Below are 20,564 nucleotides of genomic sequence, written 5' to 3'. Positions count from 1 at the left end.
GAGCACATCATCGGAAATACATTCTCACGGCGAGCACAATGGCACCAATGCCAACCAGCAAGAAGGGCATAGCGAAGAGCATCTGAAACACAAAATCCTTCGTGCTGAGTCCCTTATCGTCCACGCGATGAACCCAACCAGCCGTTTCACGGCCAACGCGAAGCTTTAGCTTCTCCGTTTTCTTGTTCGGATAACTTGTTGTGCGAACTGTCGAAGAAGATTTGGAGCTGAAATTATAAGACCGAACGATCGCTCCGGCTCGCGGCCCATCCAGAACCTCATATACAGGCGGATAGGCCTCGCCCTCACCGCCGACATGAATTTCAAAATCAACGATTCTCAGTTTCGCCCTGTCTCCCTGACGGGGCACGCGCAAAACCAGATACAGCATTACGAGCCCGGCGATGGAAAACACCACCGCAAAAAGGCAGATGATCGCAAACACGACCGGATCGACATGTTCTGGAAGCATGGCTCCCTCCCTTATCGGGTGAGCCTATGCAAAACGGACGTTAATTCAAGAATTAACCAGACAGCCAGGCAAGCGCCTATTTCATTTTGAGACCGTAACGTTTTGCCATAAAGCCATCGACAACGCGCTTGGGAAGCAATCTCGGCAAAATCCAGTTGGTCAGCTTGTCTGGTACCGGCGCATAGCGAGCTTTCGGCTTTTTCGCCGTCAGCGCCGTTTCGACAATCTCCGCAACTTTTTCCGGCGGCAGACCATCCTTGCCCCCCTGAAGCATCACATCTGCAAAAATGCTGAGCGCGAGTCCCCAGCGCGAGCTTTCATAGCGCGAGTCTTTATTGGCATCTTCCGCCTTACCCCAGATCGGCGTCTTCACAGATCCCGGGCCTACGGCAATTGCATCGATATCATAGATGACCAGTTCGCGGCGCAGCGAGTCAGTGAAGCTTTCAACCGCATGCTTGGTGGCACAGTAAGCGCCAAGGAAGGGCGCGGAGACTTCACCGCCTACGCTGGTAATATTGACGATACGGCCTTTCGGGCCTGTACGGGTCTCATCAGTGCCAAGCAGTGGCAACATCGCTTTGGTAACTGCCATCAAACCGAATGCATTCACTTCAAAATGAGCGCGGATTTCATCCATAGGCTGAAGCGCAAGCGGGCCCATTTTCGCGATACCTGCATTGTTCACCAGACCATTGAGCGTTCGACCGGAGAGCGCTTCACGTAAAATAGCTTCCACAGACGTGATGCTGTCATTGCTCGTCACATCGAGACGAACCGCACGAATGTTCTCGTGCGCCGCTTGCAGCTTTCGTGCGTCATCATCTCCGCGCACGCCGGCGAAGACCTTCCAACCTGCACCGGCGAGGCCTTCTGCGATTGAAAATCCAATGCCGGAGGATGCTCCGGTGACTAAGACTGTCGGCTCTTCAGATTGATTTTGCATGCAGTATCTACGCGGCGGGTCCCTGTATGGTTCATTCTCAAGCGCAGTTCTCTGTCACTAAATCGTGAGCAGCCCCGCACATCAGCTTTCGCTTTCTGACTTTCCGCCCTCAATGACGCGAAAAGGCGACACCTTATAAGGAGTACGTTTCGTTCCGTCTTTTACATCCGTCGCCTTCGCGCGGGTAGATTCCGGCTTCTTGCCGAGATCGACCGCTTTAATTACCGAAAGCTCCGGTTTTTTTGGCGCGACAGGCGCATCAGCCGGTGGCTCAACGTCATCATTGAGATCACGAACATTAGGCGTGAAGGTTTTGCCGCTTTTCTTCGCCTTTAGCGGCTTTCGCTGTTTAAAACTGCTTCCGCCCTTGCCGCGGCTCTTCTTATCAAGCTGACGGAGAATTTCGGTCTGAGCCCGGGACAAAGCCTCATCAGAGGCACCGAGGTTGGGGTCATTAAAAGCTGACCCGTATTTGTTGAGGCGCTCGTCAATTCCCTCAACGAACTCCTGTTCCCATTCAGATAACTCGATACCCTCAGCTTCCGCGCGTTCAGCAGCCTTGCGCAGCTTTCGCAGCGCTTTGCGTGTTTTCTTTTCGTCAGTATCGCGCGGCACGAAGCTTCACCCTTTCAGCGCGGACAAATTTAACGCCTTTAAAGAAACATTCCAGAGGGCAGTCCTGCATAGATTATCTATGCGCAACAGCATACCACCAATGCCCAATTATAGGCTTTAGGAATAGTAGCTGTATTGTATTATGCCTTTAATCCGGCGTTCAAGTCCGGTGTTCTTTTAGGGAGTTTCCGGGATCAACCTCTGTAAGGACACTCTGTTATGAAAAAAGCATTCGCTTGGGCTTCACTCTTCACCCTCATCGCTGGCGGCGCATATGCGCAGGACTCTATCGACGTGAAAGTCGCTGTTGAGCCTCAGTCTGCCGCTGAAATCGTAGAAGCACACCAGCTGGTTCTTGAAGCTGCACGTACGATCTGCGCGGAAACTGATTTTGAATTCTCAGCTGTGCGCAGCCGAGCTGCTGCAGAGCGCGCATGCGTCCGTCGCTCTTATGAAGCTGCTGTTCAGCAAGGCCGCGAAATGAACCTCGCAGCATTCACCAACGAAGCTGCGCTTGTTGGCACTGAATTCGAATAAGCTGCACCACATCGCAACTTAAACAAAAATGGCGCGAATGATCGCGCCATTTTTTATTGCCTGAAAATCAGATCTCGCCAAGCGCGAGCAGATAGGTTTCCAGAACCATTTCCTGCTCTTCACGTTCCTGACGGTCTGTTTTACGGATTTTGATGATCTGGCGAAGCGCCTTCACATCAAAACCAAAAGCCTTGGCTTCCGCATAAACGTCTTTGATCTGCTGAGCGACTTCCGTTTTCTCTTCTTCCAGCCGCTCGATACGGGCGACCGTCTGGCGAAGCTTTTCCTTCGTCGCTTCGTTCAGCGATTGCATGGATACGTTGGAATACTCTTCGTCTGACATGACTTACCCCGTTACGTTCAGAAAATCCGATGTCTGCACCGATTCGCCGCGTGCGAGTCGAGCGATTGTCTCTGCGATAAGCGCTGCTTTCGCGTGGTGAGGCATATGCCCTTCATCCTCCAGCGGGACAAGCACAACATGGTCTGGTGAATCGCGTCTTAGCCGCGCAGCGTGAAGGCTCGGCTTGATGACCGTGTCATACGTTCCCGAGAACAAAACCACGGGCACATTCAGCTCGCGCGCATACCGCGCCTCCTGCACGCTTAGCTCATCGCGCAGATTGATCAGGTCGTGCGCGTTCGCGCGAAAATTCGGTGGGCGAAACAAGAGATCCACACCGAGGTTTTCAGCATAGCCTTCCGGCACCGGCGCAGGCGAAAACAGGCTCTCAAGGCTGGAGCGCGCAATATCTGGCCCGACGAGCGGCGCAAACTGAGAGAAAGCATGACCGATAGCCGGAATAGATGCGATCTTATTGTACCAGGTGACACCGCCACTGCCCCAGTCATGGGTTACCGGCGCCGAAAGGACGATACCTCGCGTCAGCTCGGGATAATCCAGTGCAAACCGAAGCGCCACAGCGCCGCCAAATGAGTGCCCAACGACAACCACAGGCTCGCCGCCTCCCGCCTGAACAGCGGCGGCCATAGCTCGCGCCTGTTCACCAAGTTCGTAAGCGTCTCCAAACCGCCCTGAATAACCATGTCCGGGCCGGTCGACCATAATGAGCTCTACAGGAGCATCTTCCAGATGTGGAGCAAGCGTGAAGCTGAACTCGCGCAAATTGCCGCTCGCACCATGGATCATCAGAACCGGTCGCCCCTCTCCGCGACGTACGACATGTAACTCTTCGCCTTCAAACGAGACGAACTCTCCGGCGGGCGGATAACGGGCTTCAACGCGAGACGTATACATGGGCGAAGTGATGCAGGCTGAAAGTGACAGGAGCGCCATAAGCGCGAGAGAAAATCGAAAAGCGGTCATAACCTCAGATAGCGCGGCCAAACACTAATGGTTCCAGACGCCTGACCTGTGTACGAGCGCGCTCATGGTTTGGATGGATCGCCAACACTTCCCGGTACGCTTCGACAGCTTCGCGATTCTGACCCAGCTGCTCGAACACATTGCCCAGCATCAGCCACGCATTGAAATGACGCGGCTCGTGGGTCAGCGCTTCATTCAGGTCGAGGATTGCCTGGTCGTAGGCTTCATCGACAATGAAGAGCATTGCACGCTGGAACCAGGCCTCAGCAAAATCCGGTTCAACGGCAATCGCCCGATCCAGAAATTCGCGAGACAGGTCAAAGTCCTGCATTGTCTGAGCGACCATCGCGCGTTCGAGAAGAATATCGGCCGTTGCAGACCCTGATTCACGGAGCGCCGCCGATACATCAGCTTCAAGCTGTTCGGCGCTCGGGCCTTCGGGCGCTCGTCTCAATGCCTCAAACATCTCATCAGAGGGCCCACCTGACGTGGCCACCAGAACAAGTCCGGCAAAAGCTGAGACTAAGGTTGGTAACATGAAACGCGTTCTATCCCCGTTGCGGCTTCACCTAACATTGTAGAGCCGACCGTGCCGGTCAATAGACCATTTGGACAGCAGGCTGCCTTTGAACACGTCGTGCACGCGTTTCGTACAGAACTCCAGACATGCGAAAGGTGACGAAGCTCATGGCTTCGTCACCTGCAATTTCCGGAGCATGTGGTTTCAGAGCAGTGGTCGTGTCCACAATGCTCAGCCAGTCAAACAAGCGCCCGAGGGGCAGCTGTTTAGCCTTGCTTAGCCTTGAAACGTGGATCAGTTTTGTTGATCACGTAAACGCGACCACGGCGACGCACCACTTTGCAATCCCGGTGACGCTCTTTAAGGGCTTTGAGGGATGACTTAACTTTCATGGTTTCTCTGCCGTCGGTTGGTGAAACGAAGCGCGGGAACTACAGGCTTGCCGCGACAGAGTCAACCGGAGAGTTGCCCTGAAATGCTGCGAAACAGGGTTTGGCAAAGAATACAATTACAGTTATCCATTTCGCGGGGGATATTTTAGGGATTACGACCGATGACGAGCCTTATGCTGCGCACTTTCCTGCTGTCCGCAACTGTCGCACTTGCTGCCTGCGAAAGCTCACCTCAATCGGCTGATATCTCCGGTCCGAGCGCTGTAACACCCGTCCCACCAAGCGTATCATCCTCGATTGGCGCGTTTGCCAGCTCTGGCCATGCAGGCCTTGATGCCTGGCGCGATGAATTCGCTGTTCGGGCCCGAAATGCGGGTCACCAGATCGAGACAATCCGGTCGATTCTAGAGGGCATCGAGCCTATGAGCGTGTTTCTGGAGCGTAGCTCCGAAGCCGTGGATCAGGCCGAGTTCTCAAAGCCGATCTGGGAATATGTAGACGATACGGTCAGCCAGCGACGCCTGACGAACGGCCGCGAACGTCTCGCCGCCGACTCCAGCCTGTTCGGTGCACTTGAGACGACTTATGGCGTGCAGCGCGAATACCTTGTCGCCATTTGGGGCATGGAAACCAGCTATGGCGGCTATATTGGCGATTTCGATGCGCCATCCGCACTCGCCTCCATGGCCGCTGAAGGTCGTCGTCGCAGCTTTGCGGAACGTGAACTCCTCGCCCTGATGACCATTCTGGAAAATGGTGACGCCTATCGCCACGAACTGATCGCCGGTTGGGCCGGCGCTATGGGCCAGACCCAATTCATGCCGACAACTTACGTCGCCTATGCCGTCGACTGGACAGGTGATGGCACAAAAGACGTCTGGCGGGCGCGCGCAGACGCGCTGGCGTCTGCGGGTAATTATCTGAGCGCTTCAGGCTGGCGCCCGGGCGAACCGTCTCTGGTTGAAGTCGTTCTGCCTCAGAATTTCGATTACGCCCTCGCGAACGGTGTCGATCGTCCAACCCAGTTCTGGCAGCAAATCGGGATCGTTCCGGCAAACCGCCTGAACCTCGACCCGGCTGGCGTCGGCGAGGCAGAGCTCTGGCTTCCTGCTGGCGCAACGGGCCCAGCCTTCCTGCTCTACCCGAACTTCGACGTCATCAAGACTTACAACCGCGCAGACTCCTACGCGCTCTCTGTCAGCCTGATTGCTGAAGGCGTGAGCGGGCGCGGCGCACCAACCGGCGCATGGCCGCGTGGTATTGATCGCCTCAGCATTTCTGAAATCGAACAGCTTCAGGTTGCGCTGAACCGCCTTGGATATAATGCAGGCCCTGCAGACGGCATTGCCGGACGCGGCACACGCGGAGCGCTACAGCGCTTCCAGATTGATCGCGGCATGATGGCGGACGGCTTTCCGACACGTACTGCGCTCGCCGCAGTGCTTGCCGCGAGCTAGACGTCAGGCGTTTCTGCTTCGTCTTCATCTGCATATGAGGCTGTCGCGCGGAAATAGGCGAACAGCCCCATAAAGCTCAGAACCACTGCTGAAAAGATAAACGGGAAAGCCGGGTGTATGTTCTCATACGCCCACAGCCCAAATATAGGTGAGGCGACAAACCCCATGCCGTTTGCTGCCGTCACCAGACCTGCCACATTGCCCTGCAGCGTCGTACCAACGGCAAGCGATGCGCCCGAGGTAAAACCCGGCCGTGAAAAGCCCTGCCCGATTCCGTAGAGAATTTGCGCGAGGCCAAAGATTTCCAGCGTCGGAATGGAAATGGTCAGAAACGCTGACATGATCAAAAGCACAGAGCCCGAAATCATGAGCGCTTTGGGTGAGAGCTTCAATCTCGGGATCAGCGCAAGTTGCGCTGTGAGCGTAGCAAGCGCGCCAAGTGTCATCACGATACTCAGCTCGCCAGCCCCCGGATTTTCATTCGTCGGCGAGGCATCTGGCAGAAGCCCTGCCTCATACAGACGATCCAGCATAAAATACGGGAAGGTCTGTAGCATCACGCCGGACACAAGCGAGAGGCCGATGCCGTAGATCAGGAAGGGCCGAACCCCCGGCTCTCGCCACAGCCCTTTCCCTTCATTGGTCTCAACCTCTTCGATCTGCGGCGGGCGATTTTCCGGCAGACGGAACCAGATCAAAAGGCCGATCACACTTGCGATAATGGCAATGACATAGACCGGCGCGAGAAGATGGACCTGTTTGATCAGAACACCGGCAAGGCTTGGCCCGATCGCCGTCCCAAAGGTGAAGCCCGAAGTCAGCGAAGCGATTTCTTCAGTCCGTTTCTTGGAAGAGGTCCGGTCAGCCACATAAGCCTGAGCGGCCGGGTTCGTACCCGATCCGAAAATACCGAACAATGACCGCCCAGAGATAAGGAGTACGAAGATGAGCGGCCAGAAGGTGATAAAGCCGCCAAGGCTGAGCGCGCCCACCGTTCCGAACAAAATCATCGACAGGGCAAAGCCCGCCATGCCTAGCGCGGCGACCGGCCTGCGTCCCCACCGGTTGGACTTCTTTCCCCAATACGGGCTGGTCACCACCCAAAGAAACGCAGAGAGCGAGAAGATCGCGCCCGCTGTCCAGGCCGGCAACTCCAGGCGGCGCACAAGCAGAGGCAAGACCGAGGTGATGAGCATAGTGTTGCCCGCGCCAACAGCCATCAGCGCAAAGAAGAGCAGGCGGAATGCGCCGCGTCTTTCTGGGGGTGTCGTGCAAGCTGCCTCAGTTGTCATGGCCATCTTTTGCGCCTCGCTTTTGCGACGGTCAACAACTGTCTTTACGTCGTACGGCTCATGAAATTCGATTGACGGACTTATCGTTAATTCCGCCCCCGCAGAAACCGTGCGTTAAGCCTAATGGGCTATGACGTTACCCAATATAACAACAGAAAAGTTGGGTTCGATGTTTCAGATCATTGGAATCGTGGTCGTTTTCGGCATGGTGTTCGGGGGCTTCATGCTCGCCGGCGGACACTTTGACGTTATCATCAAAGCTGCACCTTTTGAAATGATGATGATTGGTGGTGCCGCCGTTGGTGCGCTATTGATCGGCAACTCTTTCAAAACTGTGCTCGGTGTCTTGAGCGGTTTTGGTAAGGCCATGGCCGGACCGAAATGGAAGCCTAAAGACTATACCGACTTGTTATCGGTCTTATTTGTCTTAACGAAGACGATGAAGACCAAAGGGGTGGTCGCCATTGAGGCGCATATCGAGAACCCGAAAGAATCCCGCATTTTCCAGGAATATCCGAAGATTATGAAGGACCATTTCGCGCTCGATCTGATCTGCGACACGCTCCGCATGATGACGATGAACATGGAAGATCCGCATCAGGTGGAAGACGCCATCGAGAAACAGATCGAAAAGCACCACCATGAAGCGCACGCTCCGGCTCATGCGCTTCAGGGCATGGCAGACGCACTTCCAGCTCTTGGCATTGTTGCGGCGGTTCTGGGTATCATCAAAACCATGGGCGCGATCAACCAGCCGCCTGAATATCTCGGTAAGCTGATCGGTTCGGCGCTCGTAGGTACATTCCTCGGCGTTTTTCTCGCTTACGGTCTGGTTGGGCCGTTCGCAGCACGCCTGGGCGAAGTGATCGACGAAGAAGGCAAATTCTATCAGATCATCAAAGACGTTCTGGTGGCGCACTTGCACGGCAACGCAGCGCAGATTTCTGTCGAGATCGGTCGCGGCAATATTCCGAGCACCGCGCAGCCGACTTTCGCGCAGCTTGAAGAAGCGCTCAACAACGTTCCTGAAGCGGCTTAACTTTCCGAAACGAAATCAGATGCGCCTTAGCTGTCCCCCGACATAAGGCGCATCCAGTCACGGTGCTCAAGACCGTAGACCATATCCATAAGCTCGAACTGCAGACCCGTCGGGCGCGAGATATTTGAATTCCACATCGCTGCAATGCCTGTCTGACGCTCCGGATCGAACATGATCAGAGCGCGATAGCCGCGCACCGCACCGCGGTGCCCAACCACGGTGTGGCCTTCATAATCATAAATGCGCCAGCCAAGGCCATAATCAGCATCCTGAATACGGTCATAACGGCGGCCCATGCCGCGCGCTTCGCGAAGAGTTTCAACGATGGGCGTGTGCGCCTCGGTCAGCGCTTCCTGAGAGAAAACCGCAGGACGAAGCCCCATCTGCGCCTGAAGATAGCGCGCCATATCATCCGCTGACGAGCTGATACCGCCTGCTGCAGCGACACGGAAGTAAGGCGGCGTGATGCGATCCGCGACCATACGGCCACCGCGATAGTTATAAGGGCGCGCATAATTGCCACCATCTACGAAGCCTTCATAAGTGGAGGCCGCATTCCTCATGCCGAGCGGACGGAAAACACGTTCTGAGACAATCGTATCGAAGTCGTCGCCCGTTGTGTCGTAGAACACCTCTTCAATCGTATCGAACGCGACGTTCTGATATCCATGGCACTGACCGACAGGGCAGATCAGATCGAGATCACCCAGCATGCCGCGAATGGTAGACGGCTCACGGCCACTTTCAAGAATGTTGTCATACGCGTTGGAAACAAGACCAAGGCGGTGAGACAGAACATCACGAAGCGTCGCGGTGTTTTCACCAAAACCCGGAAGACGCAAAGTTGTCTGATATTCGGACACTGTATCATCCAGAGACAGAATGCCCTGATGATCGAGTTCTGCTGCAATCGTGCCCGCAAGTCCTTTGGAAACAGATGCCCACCGGAAGCGTGTGTCAGTGTTTACCGGGCTGCCGCCCTCTTCAGTGAGGCCATAGCCACGCACAAACCGGATATCGCCGTTTTCGACGACCGCGACAGCGAGACCCATCATGTCGTCGCGCTGCATCAGCAGGCGGATTCGAGCATCCAGATAGCCGTAATCAATCGATTGTGCCTGCGCCGTCGTGCCGAGACAGAGCGCCATGAACAGACCCGAAAACCACTGCATAGCCAATTTCATTCAAGATCTCTCCGGAAGGACCGTGCCGCTCATACCGCGAATGCGCCGAACAGGACTCGCTTATTAGTTGGATTGAGCATGCAAACTTCAGACCGTCTGCTAAAGAAAATCCTAATGGGACGTCAACTTAACAATACAGCTCCGCGGGCGGGGGCATAATAATGCCGGTAAAGCCAGCAGGCCGGGAAGAACTTCATGCGTTCTTCCAATTCGATGACATTATCGAACGCCCGGGCTTTGCCGTATTGCTATTTCTGCTCCAGCTCGCCGTAATGGGCTATGGCTTTGCGTGGGCGCTCGAATGGGACCGTCCTGAAAGAGAAGCCATTTTCGGGCTGATCTATATGGATGCCGCGCTTGTCGCACTGGCGATCATGGCGGCTTCGGCTTGCATTATCTTCCTACTGCTTAACCTGTTCAAAATACTCGCCCGCATACGGCGCAACCAGAACAGACACGCGCTGGCTTTGAAGGCGCGCAATATCCTGCGGGAAGATTACAAACGCGCACTACGTGCCATACTGAAGGCCTCCGGTTTGCGCCCGTCAGATATGTTGCCAGTCAGAACCGCGGGGGCATCGCAACTTGAGCGCCTGCTCTTTGATGAGGATGATCTCGACACGTTTCTGGGGCCCGTCAGGCATCAATCACTTCGCGCGGTCACACCCTATGGACGGGACGTCGCCTATGGACCGTCCCCAGATCACAAGCTGGCTGACAATGCCGATTTTGAAGGCCTGTACACGCCGTTTTACCTTGTCTGCCTTTTTATCACCGACACGCATTACGTTGTAGGCGAAGCCGTGTGCAACAGCCTGGCCGGAACGCTGCAGAGCCGCGTAAAACGTATTCCCAAACAGGAGATTGCATCATCAGATTTCCGATCCACTCATCGTACCTTGCCGCTTCCGGGCCGCATACTGGATGATTGGCTCGTAAACCGGCGCCTCGACACCGCCGAAAGCCGGCGCGTGACAACACGCCTACAAAAACAGGAACAGGCCAATAGAAAGTCCGGGCACTACAGATATGTTCAAGCGGCTCCCGCTTATGCGATCTCTCAGAATATCCGGTTTCTGGAAATATCACTGAATGATGGTCGCACAATGCAGCTTCCGACGCAGATTGACCAGACGATCATTCTGAAGGAGCCAACAGGCTATTTTCGGGAGATTGATGACGCGTCACCGCACACCTTCGCCACCGGCTGGGGCGATATCGCGTTCAAGACACGTGAGTTCAGTCCCTACACGAGTGGATATCTGTATGATCCGCCTGAAGGCGCGCAAGCCTCTGGCGAGCGCGCACTCTGGTCGACCGGGCGGCAGGTAACCCACCGCGCCTTTCTGGCATTTCCGAATTTGTTCGTGACACTGCTCACGGCGCTCATTCTGGCTGCGGGCATTCTCTGGCTGATGAACAGCCTTACGAATGATACGAGCCAGAGCCAAAGCTCCAGTGATGAATCCGGCTACCGGATGGACACGCCTCAGGGGATTGTGCCGGTACAGCCGATGAAGGATCAACGCGCTTAATATTGCGCGCGTTGATCAGGCGCGTGGACGGTCCTCGTCGCTGGTTGGAAGTTCCCATCCACGGATGAGAGATTCTGCGATCTGAGCGGCATCAACCGCTGCACGTGTTGTAGACCAGCGCTCCATGATCGGAATCTGATTGCGCAGGGCTTCACGTACATTCGGATCACGCGTGACGATACCAGCCAGCGGCGGGCGGAAACCAAGGAAGGTCTGGCACGCCTTGGCAATCGCTTCATACGTCTGGCGGCCACGTTGACGGTTATCAGCCTGGTTAATCACGATGATCGGCTGCACGGATGGCGCATAGCCTTTCATGACCTTGATGAAGGCATACGCGTCCGTCATGGATGCCGGGTCATCAGTCACTACGACCAGTGTGCGGTCGGCGGAACGGGCAAGACGCATAACGTTGGTTTCAAGGCCAGCGGCAAGGTCGACGAGCACATGATCATACTGAAGTGCGAGCGCTGTCAGACCAGCTGCGAGACGGGCAACCTCTTCCTGAGGCAGCGCGGCCATCGCACCTGAACCGGAACGGCCCGGAAGAACATCGAAACCACCTTCGGCAACACCGCCAGAAACCGGCGTGACCGCGTGTTCGAGTTCAACCCATCCGGCAATTACAGCCGCAAGATCGGTTTCAGGTGCAATGCCAAGGTGAACGTCTACGTTCGCCAGACCCAGGTCACCATCTACCAGAAGCGTTCGTCTCCCGGCCTTAGCCAGCGCACCTGCCAGTGCGGTAGACAGGAAGGTCTTCCCGACCCCGCCCTTACCGGACGCTACAGCGATGATTGATGCCGGCTGAACGCGAGATTGCGGCCCTGCCGTTTCTTTTTGTCTACGAAAGCCGAAACTCATTACGCGGCTCCTTTCAGGGATTCTGCACCTGGCGCATGCTCGAGGAGAATGCGGGCGAGACGATTAGACGTGGCAGGGATTAAGCCCCCGCCGATAAATGGGGTCAGTGAGAGATGCGAGATATTAAGTCTGGCGTTCGCGATAGCGTACAAAACGCTCCCGCGGCGCTTTACAACATCGAGTTTGGTAATGATGCAACGTCGAATACCGAGTTCTGCAAAGGCTTTTACATTATCTTCCAGATCCAGTGGATGGCCTTCTGCAGAAATAACTAGAACCGGCTCCGCATCGACGAGGGTAATGAGGTCGCGAAGTCGATCCAGGTCCTCTGAATCTGTCGGGTTGATCGGGGGGGTATCAATGACCATTCCGCGGCCAAGCGCGCGAATCCGGTCATAACTTTTCAGCAGCTGGTCAGGCGTGAGCGACGTTGGCACCTTGCCGACATCGCGCTGCAGATAAGCTGCGAGCTGGGACGAGCCAGACGTCGCATCAAAGTCAGCGACAATCGGAACGGCCTCACAATTTGCAGCCTGTGACCGGCGGACAAACTTTGCAGCGGTAGATGTTTTGCCCGAACCCGGCGGGCCTACCAGCATGATTGGTCGCTCAAGACCCGGCGTGATCGGAGAATAGCCAACCATGCCTTCCAGCGCATAAACGAAACCGTTTGAAAGATCCGTGTTTGCATCAACGAGACGAGCGCCCGTCGTTGCCAGCACATCAGAGAACCCGTCCGGCGCACCATGCCATGAGAGAATATCTTTGAGCTGCTCGCGATACCTGTTGAGCTGCAGAACCGGCGATGGTCTTGGCTCAGCCTTCAGTTCAAATTTCGGCGCCACACGTTGCGTTGCCCGCTCCACCCCGGCGCGGACCTCATAACCTGTTTCAGCCTCCCATTCGGACAGAATAACTGCATCCTGCCCCATATCGGCGAAAGCGAGAGCCACCGCTTCTTCCCTGGTATCTGCCGAATAAAGCTTCATCTTCATGGCCGCTACTCCCCCTAAACCGTCCCGGCAGCGCGCAAGCGCGCTTTGGGATGAATTTCATTCTGAGACAGGACTGGTGTCTTCGGACGGAAGCGATCAATCAGCGACTGCACAAACGGCCGGATCGCAGCACTCGTCAGAAGCACGGGCGTCATGCCCTGCTGGCTGGCCTTGTCAAAGGCCTGTCGGACCTCACCGGCAAACGCGTGAAGACGGGACGGCTCAAGCGCAAGCTGGCGCTCTGAACCCTGCCCGACAATGGCGTTTGCGAAGGTCTGTTCCCACCCCGGAGACATTGTGATGACCGGAAGCTGCCCGGTTTCATCGGAATTCACATGGCAGAGCTGGCGGCCAAGACGTGACCTCACATGCTCTGTAATAAAGGTCATATCCTTATTGGCAGATGCTGCTTCGGCAATTCCCTCCAGAATTGTCGGCAGATCGCGGATAGACACAAATTCGCGTAGCAGGTTCTGAAGAACGCGCTGAATGCCTGAAGTACTGATCTGATTTGGTACAATATCTGCGACCAAGGCTTTCTGCTCCTGCGGCAGGTCATCCAGAAGGGACTTCACTGCGGCGAATGAAAGCAATTCAGCCATATTTTCCTTAACAATTTCGGTAAAATGCGTCGTAAGTACAGTTGCCGGATCGACGACCGTATAGCCGTTAATCGCCGCATCTTCCTTGCGCGCTTCGTCTACCCAGATCGCAGGAAGCCCAAAAACAGGCTCTGTTACGCGTTCACCTGAGATCGGTGAGGCATTACCCATCGCATCCATTGCGAGATGGTGATTGAGCTTAAGTCGGCCATCACCGGCCACGATTTCCTTAACGCAGATATGGTAGGATTCAGACGGTAGTTCGAGATTGTCGACGATGCGCACAGACGGCGCAACAAAGCCGAATTCAGCTGCAATCTGGCGACGGACTGCCTTAACCTGATCTGTCAGCTTACGGCCCTTGGTCTCATTGATAAGCGCCACCAGTCCGAAGCCGAGTTCGATCTTGAGATCATCAACCGCAAGCGAATCAGAGATTGGCGCTTCTTTTGGCTCCGCTGCTTTTTCAGTCTTGATCGCCTCGGCAATCTTGTCTTGTTCAGCCGCTTCTTTCCGCTGCTTGTCGACACGATAAGCCATGTATCCAAGCGAACCTGCGAGCGCAAAGAACGGAATTATGGGCATTCCCGGCAGCAAACCGGCAAAGAGCGCGGCGCCCGAAACCATATAAAGTCCAAGCGGATTGCTCATCAGCTGCTTGCCGAATGCTTTATCCGCAGCGCCGTCGAGACCGGCTTTGGAGACCAGAAGGCCCGCGGCAATGGAAATGATCAGTGCTGGGATCTGGCTGACAAGGCCGTCACCGATTGTCAGACGCGTATAGGTATCAGCCGCCGTTTCAAACGGCAGGCCTTCCTGCGCCACGCCGATAATAATACCGCCAATAATATTGATCGCTGTGATCAGAAGACCGGCAACCGCGTCACCGCGAACGAATTTCGACGCACCATCCATGGCACCGAAGAAATTGCTTTCGCCTTCAACCGTTTTACGGCGCTCGCGGGCCTCTTCTTCATTGATGAGACCTGCAGACAGATCAGCGTCGATTGCCATCTGTTTGCCGGGCATCGCATCAAGGGTGAAGCGGGCTGCGACTTCCGCGATACGGCCAGAACCTTTGGAGATCACGACGAAGTTCACGATCACCAGAATGATGAAGATAATGACGCCAATGACGTAATTACCGCCCATCACGAACGAACCGAACGCCTTGATGACATCACCGGCCGCGTCAGGTCCCTGAGCGCCGTTTGAAAGGATAAGGCGGGTTGAGGCCATGTTGAGGCCAAGTCGCAATAACGTTGCGATCAACAGGACAGCCGGAAAGGCGCTGAACTCGAGCGGCTTCTTAATCAGAAGCGCTGTCATCAGCACCAGAACAGAGAAGGTAATGGAAACGGCCAGCATCATGTCGAGCAGAATGCTCGGCATAGGCATAATCAGCATGATGATCAGGGCAAGCACCCCGACCCCCATGGCCACTTCGCTCTTGAGACCGGATGTCAGAAAGGCCTGGACGTCAAATCCACCAATACGCAAACCGCCTCCGGCTGCGTTGCCCTCTGAAAGACCCTGAGATGACGTCGTATCAGCCAAACCCGTTACCTACTCTAATGACGCCTAGATTGCTTCGCGAACTTCGCCCGGTTGCGGCACGTCTACGCCCGCTTCCGAATAGGCTTTCAGCTTGTTGCGAAGCGTGCGGATCGAAATGCCGAGAATGTTCGCGGCGTGTGTACGGTTACCAAGACAATGGCTGAGCGTATCAAGGATCAGATCCTGCTCGACATCGGCAACTGTACGGCCAACCAGAGATGTGTTGAGCGCAGATGCTGACTGCGTCGCCGCATCAACAACAGGATTACCCGTCGGCATTGGGTGGCTGGACGCTGCAACTGGCTCAAGACCATCCGGCGAGCGGATCGCTTCGGCATCGATGACATCGCCGACAGACAGAAGCACCGCGCGGTGCATTGCGTTTTCAAGTTCACGAACATTGCCCGGCCAGTCATGCGCCTGAACGCATTCGCGGGCTTCGTCTGAAAGGCGTTTGCCCGGAAGGCCGTTGGCCGCCGCATATTTTTCGACGAAGTAATTAGCAAGCTCAACTGCATCGAGTTTTCGCTCGCGTAGTGGAGGGATACGCAGATTTACAACATTCAGGCGATAAAGAAGGTCTTCGCGAAAGATGCCTTCCTTTACAGCGTCTGCAAGGTTCCGGTTAGACGTCGCAAGGATACGGATATTGACCTTAATCGGCTTGGAGCCGCCAACACGGTCAATCTCGCGTTCCTGAATAGCGCGCAGGAGTTTGGCCTGAAGACGCGCATCCATCTCGGAAATCTCGTCCAGCAGAAGCGTGCCGCCATCAGCCTCTTCAAACTTACCGATACGGCGTGTGACAGCGCCCGTGAATGCACCCTTCTCGTGCCCGAAAAGTTCTGATTCCAGCAGGTTTTCAGGAATGGCCGCGCAGTTCACTGAAATGAACGGCTTCGAGGCGCGGCGTGACTGCTTGTGCACATAGCGCGCCATGACTTCTTTACCGACACCGCTCTCACCTGTGATGAGCACGCTGGCTTCACTACCTGCAATCTGGTCAGCAAGCTGTATAACGCGCTGCATTGCCGGATCGGATACAATCATCGGACGCTCGTCATCAGCGACCGCCTCCAGCACGGCGGCGATCATGTCTGGATCTGGCGGAAGCGGGATGAATTCGCGCGCACCAGCGCGGATCGCGTTCGCAGCGCCCGTCGCATCAGCTTCAACACCGCAAGCGACCACGGGGACGGCGATCCGTTCTGCATCAAGTGCAGATGTGAGGCTGGCGAGGTCCAGATTGTAGTCCGCCATGATCAGGTCAGCACCACGACCGGCCCGCAGAGCCGAAAGCGCCTGCTCGATCTGGTCGAAATGAGTGACTTTCGCCCCGCGATCGAACGCGATCTTCGAAGCGACCGAAAGCTGACCTCCCAGATTTCCGATCATCATCACGCGCATGGGCGGGCTCCTTCAACAGATACTTTTACAGAGAGGGAAGAGGCGAGACGGGTCATTAGTTTACGCCCTCCCCATCCTTGATGATTTCCGTCATCGTGACACCGAGGCGATCATCGACGAGAACAATCTCACCGCGGGCAACGAGCCGGTTATTGACGTAAATATCGATGGCTTCACCGACGCGGCGATCAAGCTCGAGAAGCGAGCCGGGCGCGAGGCGTAGAAGTTCTGACACTTCCATCTGAGTGCGACCGAGCACGGCCTGAATATTGACCGGAACGTCAAAGACGGGTTCCAGATCGGCAGCAGCCTTCTCTTCCGCGCGCTGAGACGGCGTGGAAGCCGGGGCTCCGGTGTTTTCAAGTTCCGGCAGGTTTAAAGCGTCGTCGTTACTCAAGATACACTCTCTTCAATCATGCCACGGTGGCGAACAGGTCGCCCTGTGGCTCAAGGGGTTGTGTCAGATGGCCGCGAACGATTTGTTCCAGCTTCTCTGCGAGCATTTCCGGGTCCTGGCTCACCGCGCCGGACGCCCATTCAAGCGTCCATGCACCCGGAGCTGCCATCGGATCTGCAACAAGTCTGATATCTGTGCCCGGAGGCGTTCTGGCCTCGACAACCGGCGCAACAAGCGCCTCCAGATCAGGCGAAATTTTCAGCGTAACGACTGCGTTCATCGGCAGATCGGAAACGGCTTCGGCGAGCGCGGCCTGTACGGCTTCCTGCGGAAAGGCTGCAATAGCTTCAGCAGCAAGTTTACGCCCCATCATAAGCGCCAGTTCAGAGGCCTGTTTGCGCAAGTCATCTGCAATCGACATGGCGAATGGCAAGGTCGGGCTGACATGTTGAACCAGCGCCTGAACAGATGCCTCCACCTGACGATGCATCTGCGCCTCGGAAGACGCCATGGCTTCCTGACGTGCGGCCTCGACGGCTGCATCCATTTCGGCCTGAGTGTAGCGCTTGAAACGACCGCCCTCCTGAAGGACGGTGCCATCCGCGCCGAACTCTGTATCAAAAGAGAATGCGTCAGCTTTAGTAGATGAGCTCATCATCGCCTCCACCTTCTGACAGCATGATCTCGCCGCGTGCCGCGAGGTCTTTCGCCGTAAATACCATTTCAGTTTGTGCCTGATCGACATCCTTCAGACGTACAGGGCCGAGCGCCTGCATGTCGTCCTTAAGCAGCTTCGCAGCGCGCTCGGACATGTTGGACAGGAACAGATCGCGAAGATCGTCGGATGCGCCTTTGAGCGCCAGCGCAAGCTTGTCTTTCTCGACGCTGCGCAGAAGGGTCTGGATGCCGCCCGGATCGAGTTTCGAAAGGTCTTCGAAGACAAACATGAGCGCGCGGATTTTGTCCGAGCTTTCGCGGTTGCGTTCTTCGAGACTGTTGAGGAAGCGACCTTCCGTCTGACGGTCAAAGCTGTTGAAGATTTCCGCCATCAACTCGTGGCTGTCGCGTTTCGATGTGCGTGCGAGGTTGGACATAAACTCCGAGCGCAGCGTATTCTCGATTTTATCGAGAATCTCGCGCTGCACCGGCTCCATGCGCAACATACGCTGAACGCACTCGATTGCGAATTCTTCCGGCAGCGCCGCCAGCACGCGCGCGGCATGGTCGGCCTTAACTTTGGAGAGAACCACCGCAACAGTCTGCGGGTACTCATTCTTCAGATAATTCGCGAGAACGACCTCGTTCACATTGCCGAGCTTGTCCCACATGGTCCGACCCGCAGGACCGCGAATCTCTTCCATCAGAGCGTCCACCTTTTCAGGCGGCAGGAAGTTCATGAGCAGCTTTTGCGTCTGCTCATAGGACCCCATGATATTGCCCTGATTAGTCATCTTGGAGACGAAGTCAGAGATCAGACTCTCAACAAGTTCTGCTTCTACGACACCAAGTCCGGACATGGCGTGTGAGATTTCACGAATCTCGTCTTCGCCGAGCTTTTCCCAGACCGGCGCCATGTTTTCACCAAGCGCCATCAGGATAACGGCAGACTTCTCAGCGCCCGTCATACCCTGAATCCGGTTGCGGATTTTGAGGCTGGTGCCCGCATTCGACGGATTATTACCGGCGATATTGGCTGTAACGAGTTCGGCGAGGGCTTCTGTTTCCTTCGACATCAGAAGGCCCTCTGATCAGATTCGTTTAGCCAGGTCCGGAGAATGGAGACAGACTCATCTGGATGCTGGTCGATCATCTCAGCAATCTTCTTCATGGAAGATGCTTTCACCTGACCGGTTACGTTCGCAACATCAATGGAGTGCTCGAGCTCACTGGCCGCAGACCCACCTGCGTCTGAAGGTGCTGGCAGTGCGCCTGCCGAATACCCTTCAGCTGTGATTCGCTCACCACCCGGTGACCGGTTCGGCGACGAGGATGGACCGCTCAAAAGACCCGAAATCAGTGGACGCAAAACAAAGAACACAACCGCCAGACCACCAATGAACAGCGCGATGAGTTCAACGGCGCGCATGATGTCATTCTTGGTGAAATCGAGGAAGCCACCAGAGCTTGCTGCGGTACCAAGTGTGAGGTCTGGCTGAGCGAACTGAATATTCACAACTTCAACAACGTCGCCGCGTGTCTCGTTATAGCCGACAGCGGAGCGAACCAGCGCAGCAATCTGCGCCATATCAGCCTCGGAACGCGGTGCGAAGTTCACAATCTCTGCACCATCTTCTCCGGCAGTAACGGTCCGCATATTGTCGATTGCAACAGCGATAGACAGACGATTAATCGCGCCGCCTTCAACGACTTCGGTCTGCGTTGTGCGCGAGATTTCGTAGTTGATCGTTTCTTCAGTGCGGGATGTAGACCGGTCTTCAGTCGGACCGTCCGCGCCTGTGTCTTCAGCATCTGGCAGGTTTTGCTCGACCGTTGTCGCTTCCTGACGGCCACGAATACGGTCTGCAGATGATTCTTCTACAGTCTGTGTCGATCGAACGACGCGTCCTTCCGGATCAAACAACTCAGATGAACGCGTGACGCGGTTAAAGTCGACGTCGGCGCTGATTTGAACCCGTGCAGCGCCTGCACCCACAACGGGCTCGAGCTGATCGAGTACTTTCCGGCGAAGCTCTTCTTCGATCATGGCGCGGCGTTCGTCTGACGTCATACCGCCAATCGACCCATTTGCATCACTGGCTGCCGCCGCAAGAAGACGGCCCTGACCGTCAAGAAGCGTCACATGATCAGGCTCAAGGCCTGGAACCGCGCCCGCTGCAAGATTTCGAATCGCACGAATCTGCGCACCGTCCAGAGACCGGCCGACAATGTCCACAACGATAGAGGCAGTTGTTGCCGAGGCGTCGCGCTCAAACAGACGTCGCTCTGGCAGAACGAGGTGAACCCGCGCAGAGCGGACGTTATCCAGATTGGTAATCGTACGGGCAAGCTCGCCCTCAAGCGCACGAACCCGGTTTACGTTCTGAACGAACGTCGTCGCTCCGAGCGCATCCTGCTGGTCAAAGATTTCATAGCCGACAGAGCCGCGGGACGGCAGACCTTCGCTGGACAGCATCATGCGCGCGTCCATGACCTGATCGCGAGCCACAAAGATGGAAGACCCATCGCCGCGCATATCATATCGAATGTTGGCCTGGTCGAGGCGCTCTGCGATCTGGGACGCCTCAGCGAGTTCCAGACCGGAATAGAGCAGTGCCTGTTGCGCTGAACCCGTCCGCAGGAACAGCGAAGACATAACACCGCCGACAATAGCAAGGACGATCAGACCCGCAATGATTCGGGTCTGCCCTATGCCGGCGATGGAAAATCCGGATTTTTTTGATTCTGTCTCAGCCATAAATGCCTAGC

The 20,564-nt window shown here is 55.8% G+C and carries 21 protein-coding genes; 4 read left to right on the top strand and 17 right to left on the bottom strand.

Translation table 11 applies throughout. The features are described 5' to 3' along the window. Positions 1–7: 7 nt before the first annotated feature. The 3 genes from G523_RS0105180 to G523_RS0105170 all read right to left on the bottom strand — a co-directional run bounded on the left by G523_RS0105180 (position 8) and on the right by G523_RS0105170 (position 2,033). Complete coding sequence (locus tag G523_RS0105180) at positions 8–472, bottom strand: hypothetical protein (RefSeq protein ID WP_022693971.1); 465 nt, start codon at positions 470–472, stop codon at positions 8–10. A 76-nt stretch (positions 473–548) separates the two neighbouring features. Further along, on the bottom strand, positions 549–1,418 hold the full coding sequence (locus G523_RS0105175) for an SDR family oxidoreductase (protein WP_022693970.1): 870 nt from the start codon (positions 1,416–1,418) through the stop codon (positions 549–551). Between the two features lie 81 nt (positions 1,419–1,499). Further along, positions 1,500–2,033 (bottom strand): hypothetical protein, encoded by a 534-nt coding sequence (locus G523_RS0105170; protein WP_022693969.1) that lies wholly within the window; start codon positions 2,031–2,033, stop codon positions 1,500–1,502. A 219-nt stretch (positions 2,034–2,252) separates the two neighbouring features. Between G523_RS0105170 and G523_RS0105165 the strand changes: the two genes are divergently transcribed. Next, positions 2,253–2,570: a hypothetical protein gene (locus tag G523_RS0105165; RefSeq protein WP_022693968.1), complete on the top strand. Its 318-nt coding sequence runs from the start codon at positions 2,253–2,255 to the stop codon at positions 2,568–2,570. A 67-nt stretch (positions 2,571–2,637) separates the two neighbouring features. Here the strand turns inward: G523_RS0105165 and G523_RS0105160 are convergent, their stop codons facing one another. The 4 genes from G523_RS0105160 to ykgO all read right to left on the bottom strand — a co-directional run bounded on the left by G523_RS0105160 (position 2,638) and on the right by ykgO (position 4,809). Further along, positions 2,638–2,913, bottom strand: a complete 276-nt coding sequence (locus G523_RS0105160) for a DUF2312 domain-containing protein (RefSeq protein ID WP_022693967.1) — start codon at positions 2,911–2,913, stop codon at positions 2,638–2,640. 3 nt (positions 2,914–2,916) lie between these two features. After that, the gene (locus tag G523_RS18070) at positions 2,917–3,897 is read right to left on the bottom strand and encodes an alpha/beta fold hydrolase (protein WP_022693966.1); all 981 of its coding nucleotides are present in this window, start codon (positions 3,895–3,897) and stop codon (positions 2,917–2,919) included. 4 nt (positions 3,898–3,901) lie between these two features. Further along, the gene (locus tag G523_RS18065) at positions 3,902–4,435 is read right to left on the bottom strand and encodes a tetratricopeptide repeat protein (RefSeq protein ID WP_022693965.1); all 534 of its coding nucleotides are present in this window, start codon (positions 4,433–4,435) and stop codon (positions 3,902–3,904) included. A gap of 248 nt (positions 4,436–4,683) precedes the next feature. After that, positions 4,684–4,809, bottom strand: coding sequence for a type B 50S ribosomal protein L36 (gene ykgO / locus G523_RS20620; protein ID WP_081648711.1), 126 nt, complete (start codon positions 4,807–4,809; stop codon positions 4,684–4,686). Between the two features lie 161 nt (positions 4,810–4,970). Here ykgO and G523_RS0105140 point away from each other — a divergent pair, with 161 nt between their 5' ends. Continuing rightward, positions 4,971–6,266 carry a lytic murein transglycosylase gene (locus G523_RS0105140; protein ID WP_022693963.1) on the top strand — a complete coding sequence of 432 codons (1,296 nt, stop codon included), beginning with the start codon at positions 4,971–4,973 and terminating at the stop codon, positions 6,264–6,266. On the opposite strand, the gene G523_RS18060 is transcribed toward G523_RS0105140, so the two are convergent. Next, the gene (locus tag G523_RS18060; RefSeq protein WP_022693962.1) at positions 6,263–7,564 is read right to left on the bottom strand and encodes an MFS transporter; all 1,302 of its coding nucleotides are present in this window, start codon (positions 7,562–7,564) and stop codon (positions 6,263–6,265) included. The two genes, G523_RS0105140 and G523_RS18060, sit on opposite strands and share 4 nt — an antisense overlap. 163 nt (positions 7,565–7,727) lie before the next feature. On the opposite strand from G523_RS18060, the gene motA reads away from it, so the two are divergent. Continuing rightward, complete coding sequence (gene motA, locus G523_RS0105130; protein ID WP_022693961.1) at positions 7,728–8,597, top strand: flagellar motor stator protein MotA; 870 nt, start codon at positions 7,728–7,730, stop codon at positions 8,595–8,597. A 26-nt stretch (positions 8,598–8,623) separates the two neighbouring features. Here the strand turns inward: motA and G523_RS18055 are convergent, their stop codons facing one another. Continuing rightward, positions 8,624–9,781, bottom strand: a complete 1,158-nt coding sequence (locus G523_RS18055; protein ID WP_022693960.1) for a serine hydrolase domain-containing protein — start codon at positions 9,779–9,781, stop codon at positions 8,624–8,626. A 161-nt stretch (positions 9,782–9,942) separates the two neighbouring features. Here G523_RS18055 and G523_RS0105120 point away from each other — a divergent pair, with 161 nt between their 5' ends. Next, positions 9,943–11,316 carry a hypothetical protein gene (locus tag G523_RS0105120; RefSeq protein WP_022693959.1) on the top strand — a complete coding sequence of 458 codons (1,374 nt, stop codon included), beginning with the start codon at positions 9,943–9,945 and terminating at the stop codon, positions 11,314–11,316. Between the two features lie 15 nt (positions 11,317–11,331). Here the strand turns inward: G523_RS0105120 and G523_RS18050 are convergent, their stop codons facing one another. The 8 genes from G523_RS18050 to fliF all read right to left on the bottom strand — a co-directional run bounded on the left by G523_RS18050 (position 11,332) and on the right by fliF (position 20,553). Continuing rightward, positions 11,332–12,180: a nucleotide-binding protein gene (locus G523_RS18050; RefSeq protein WP_022693958.1), complete on the bottom strand. Its 849-nt coding sequence runs from the start codon at positions 12,178–12,180 to the stop codon at positions 11,332–11,334. Next, on the bottom strand, positions 12,180–13,175 hold the full coding sequence (locus tag G523_RS0105110) for a flagellar biosynthesis protein FlhF (protein ID WP_022693957.1): 996 nt from the start codon (positions 13,173–13,175) through the stop codon (positions 12,180–12,182). The genes G523_RS18050 and G523_RS0105110 overlap by 1 nt, the downstream gene beginning before the upstream one ends. 14 nt (positions 13,176–13,189) lie before the next feature. Further along, the gene (gene flhA, locus G523_RS0105105) at positions 13,190–15,334 is read right to left on the bottom strand and encodes a flagellar biosynthesis protein FlhA (protein WP_022693956.1); all 2,145 of its coding nucleotides are present in this window, start codon (positions 15,332–15,334) and stop codon (positions 13,190–13,192) included. 24 nt (positions 15,335–15,358) lie between these two features. Further along, positions 15,359–16,741: a sigma-54-dependent transcriptional regulator FlbD gene (gene flbD / locus G523_RS0105100; RefSeq protein ID WP_022693955.1), complete on the bottom strand. Its 1,383-nt coding sequence runs from the start codon at positions 16,739–16,741 to the stop codon at positions 15,359–15,361. A gap of 55 nt (positions 16,742–16,796) precedes the next feature. Then, positions 16,797–17,138, bottom strand: a complete 342-nt coding sequence (gene fliN / locus G523_RS0105095) for a flagellar motor switch protein FliN (protein ID WP_022693954.1) — start codon at positions 17,136–17,138, stop codon at positions 16,797–16,799. A gap of 16 nt (positions 17,139–17,154) precedes the next feature. Beyond that, complete coding sequence (locus G523_RS0105090) at positions 17,155–17,793, bottom strand: FliH/SctL family protein (protein WP_155802589.1); 639 nt, start codon at positions 17,791–17,793, stop codon at positions 17,155–17,157. Beyond that, entirely contained in the window at positions 17,777–18,763 is a 987-nt protein-coding gene (fliG, locus tag G523_RS0105085; RefSeq protein ID WP_033232726.1) for a flagellar motor switch protein FliG, read from the bottom strand. Before fliG ends, G523_RS0105090 begins: the two co-directional genes overlap by 17 nt. A 107-nt stretch (positions 18,764–18,870) precedes the next feature. Beyond that, positions 18,871–20,553: a flagellar basal-body MS-ring/collar protein FliF gene (fliF, locus tag G523_RS0105080; protein ID WP_022693951.1), complete on the bottom strand. Its 1,683-nt coding sequence runs from the start codon at positions 20,551–20,553 to the stop codon at positions 18,871–18,873. Positions 20,554–20,564 lie beyond the last annotated feature (11 nt).

The sequence above is a fragment of the Ponticaulis koreensis DSM 19734 genome (genome assembly GCF_000420665.1).
GTDB classification, from domain to species: domain Bacteria; phylum Pseudomonadota; class Alphaproteobacteria; order Caulobacterales; family Hyphomonadaceae; genus Ponticaulis; species Ponticaulis koreensis.
The sequence above is the reverse complement of the archived record's forward strand: the minus strand, read 5'-3'. Positions and strand labels throughout refer to the sequence as shown.

Coding starts and splice junctions, on each gene's coding strand:
- G523_RS0105180 (WP_022693971.1), bottom strand. CDS start 472: ATGCTTCCAGAACATGTCGATCCGGTCGTGTTTGCGATCATCTGCCTT.
- G523_RS0105175 (WP_022693970.1), bottom strand. CDS start 1,418: ATGCAAAATCAATCTGAAGAGCCGACAGTCTTAGTCACCGGAGCATCC.
- G523_RS0105165 (WP_022693968.1), top strand. CDS start 2,253: ATGAAAAAAGCATTCGCTTGGGCTTCACTCTTCACCCTCATCGCTGGC.
- G523_RS0105160 (WP_022693967.1), bottom strand. CDS start 2,913: ATGTCAGACGAAGAGTATTCCAACGTATCCATGCAATCGCTGAACGAA.
- G523_RS18070 (WP_022693966.1), bottom strand. CDS start 3,897: ATGACCGCTTTTCGATTTTCTCTCGCGCTTATGGCGCTCCTGTCACTT.
- G523_RS18065 (WP_022693965.1), bottom strand. CDS start 4,435: ATGTTACCAACCTTAGTCTCAGCTTTTGCCGGACTTGTTCTGGTGGCC.
- ykgO (WP_081648711.1), bottom strand. CDS start 4,809: ATGAAAGTTAAGTCATCCCTCAAAGCCCTTAAAGAGCGTCACCGGGAT.
- G523_RS0105140 (WP_022693963.1), top strand. CDS start 4,971: ATGACGAGCCTTATGCTGCGCACTTTCCTGCTGTCCGCAACTGTCGCA.
- G523_RS18060 (WP_022693962.1), bottom strand. CDS start 7,564: ATGGCCATGACAACTGAGGCAGCTTGCACGACACCCCCAGAAAGACGC.
- motA (WP_022693961.1), top strand. CDS start 7,728: ATGTTTCAGATCATTGGAATCGTGGTCGTTTTCGGCATGGTGTTCGGG.
- G523_RS18055 (WP_022693960.1), bottom strand. CDS start 9,781: ATGAAATTGGCTATGCAGTGGTTTTCGGGTCTGTTCATGGCGCTCTGT.
- G523_RS0105120 (WP_022693959.1), top strand. CDS start 9,943: ATGCCGGTAAAGCCAGCAGGCCGGGAAGAACTTCATGCGTTCTTCCAA.
- G523_RS18050 (WP_022693958.1), bottom strand. CDS start 12,180: ATGAGTTTCGGCTTTCGTAGACAAAAAGAAACGGCAGGGCCGCAATCT.
- G523_RS0105110 (WP_022693957.1), bottom strand. CDS start 13,175: ATGAAGATGAAGCTTTATTCGGCAGATACCAGGGAAGAAGCGGTGGCT.
- flbD (WP_022693955.1), bottom strand. CDS start 16,741: ATGCGCGTGATGATGATCGGAAATCTGGGAGGTCAGCTTTCGGTCGCT.
- G523_RS0105090 (WP_155802589.1), bottom strand. CDS start 17,793: ATGAGCTCATCTACTAAAGCTGACGCATTCTCTTTTGATACAGAGTTC.
- fliG (WP_033232726.1), bottom strand. CDS start 18,763: ATGACGGGCGCTGAGAAGTCTGCCGTTATCCTGATGGCGCTTGGTGAA.
- fliF (WP_022693951.1), bottom strand. CDS start 20,553: ATGGCTGAGACAGAATCAAAAAAATCCGGATTTTCCATCGCCGGCATA.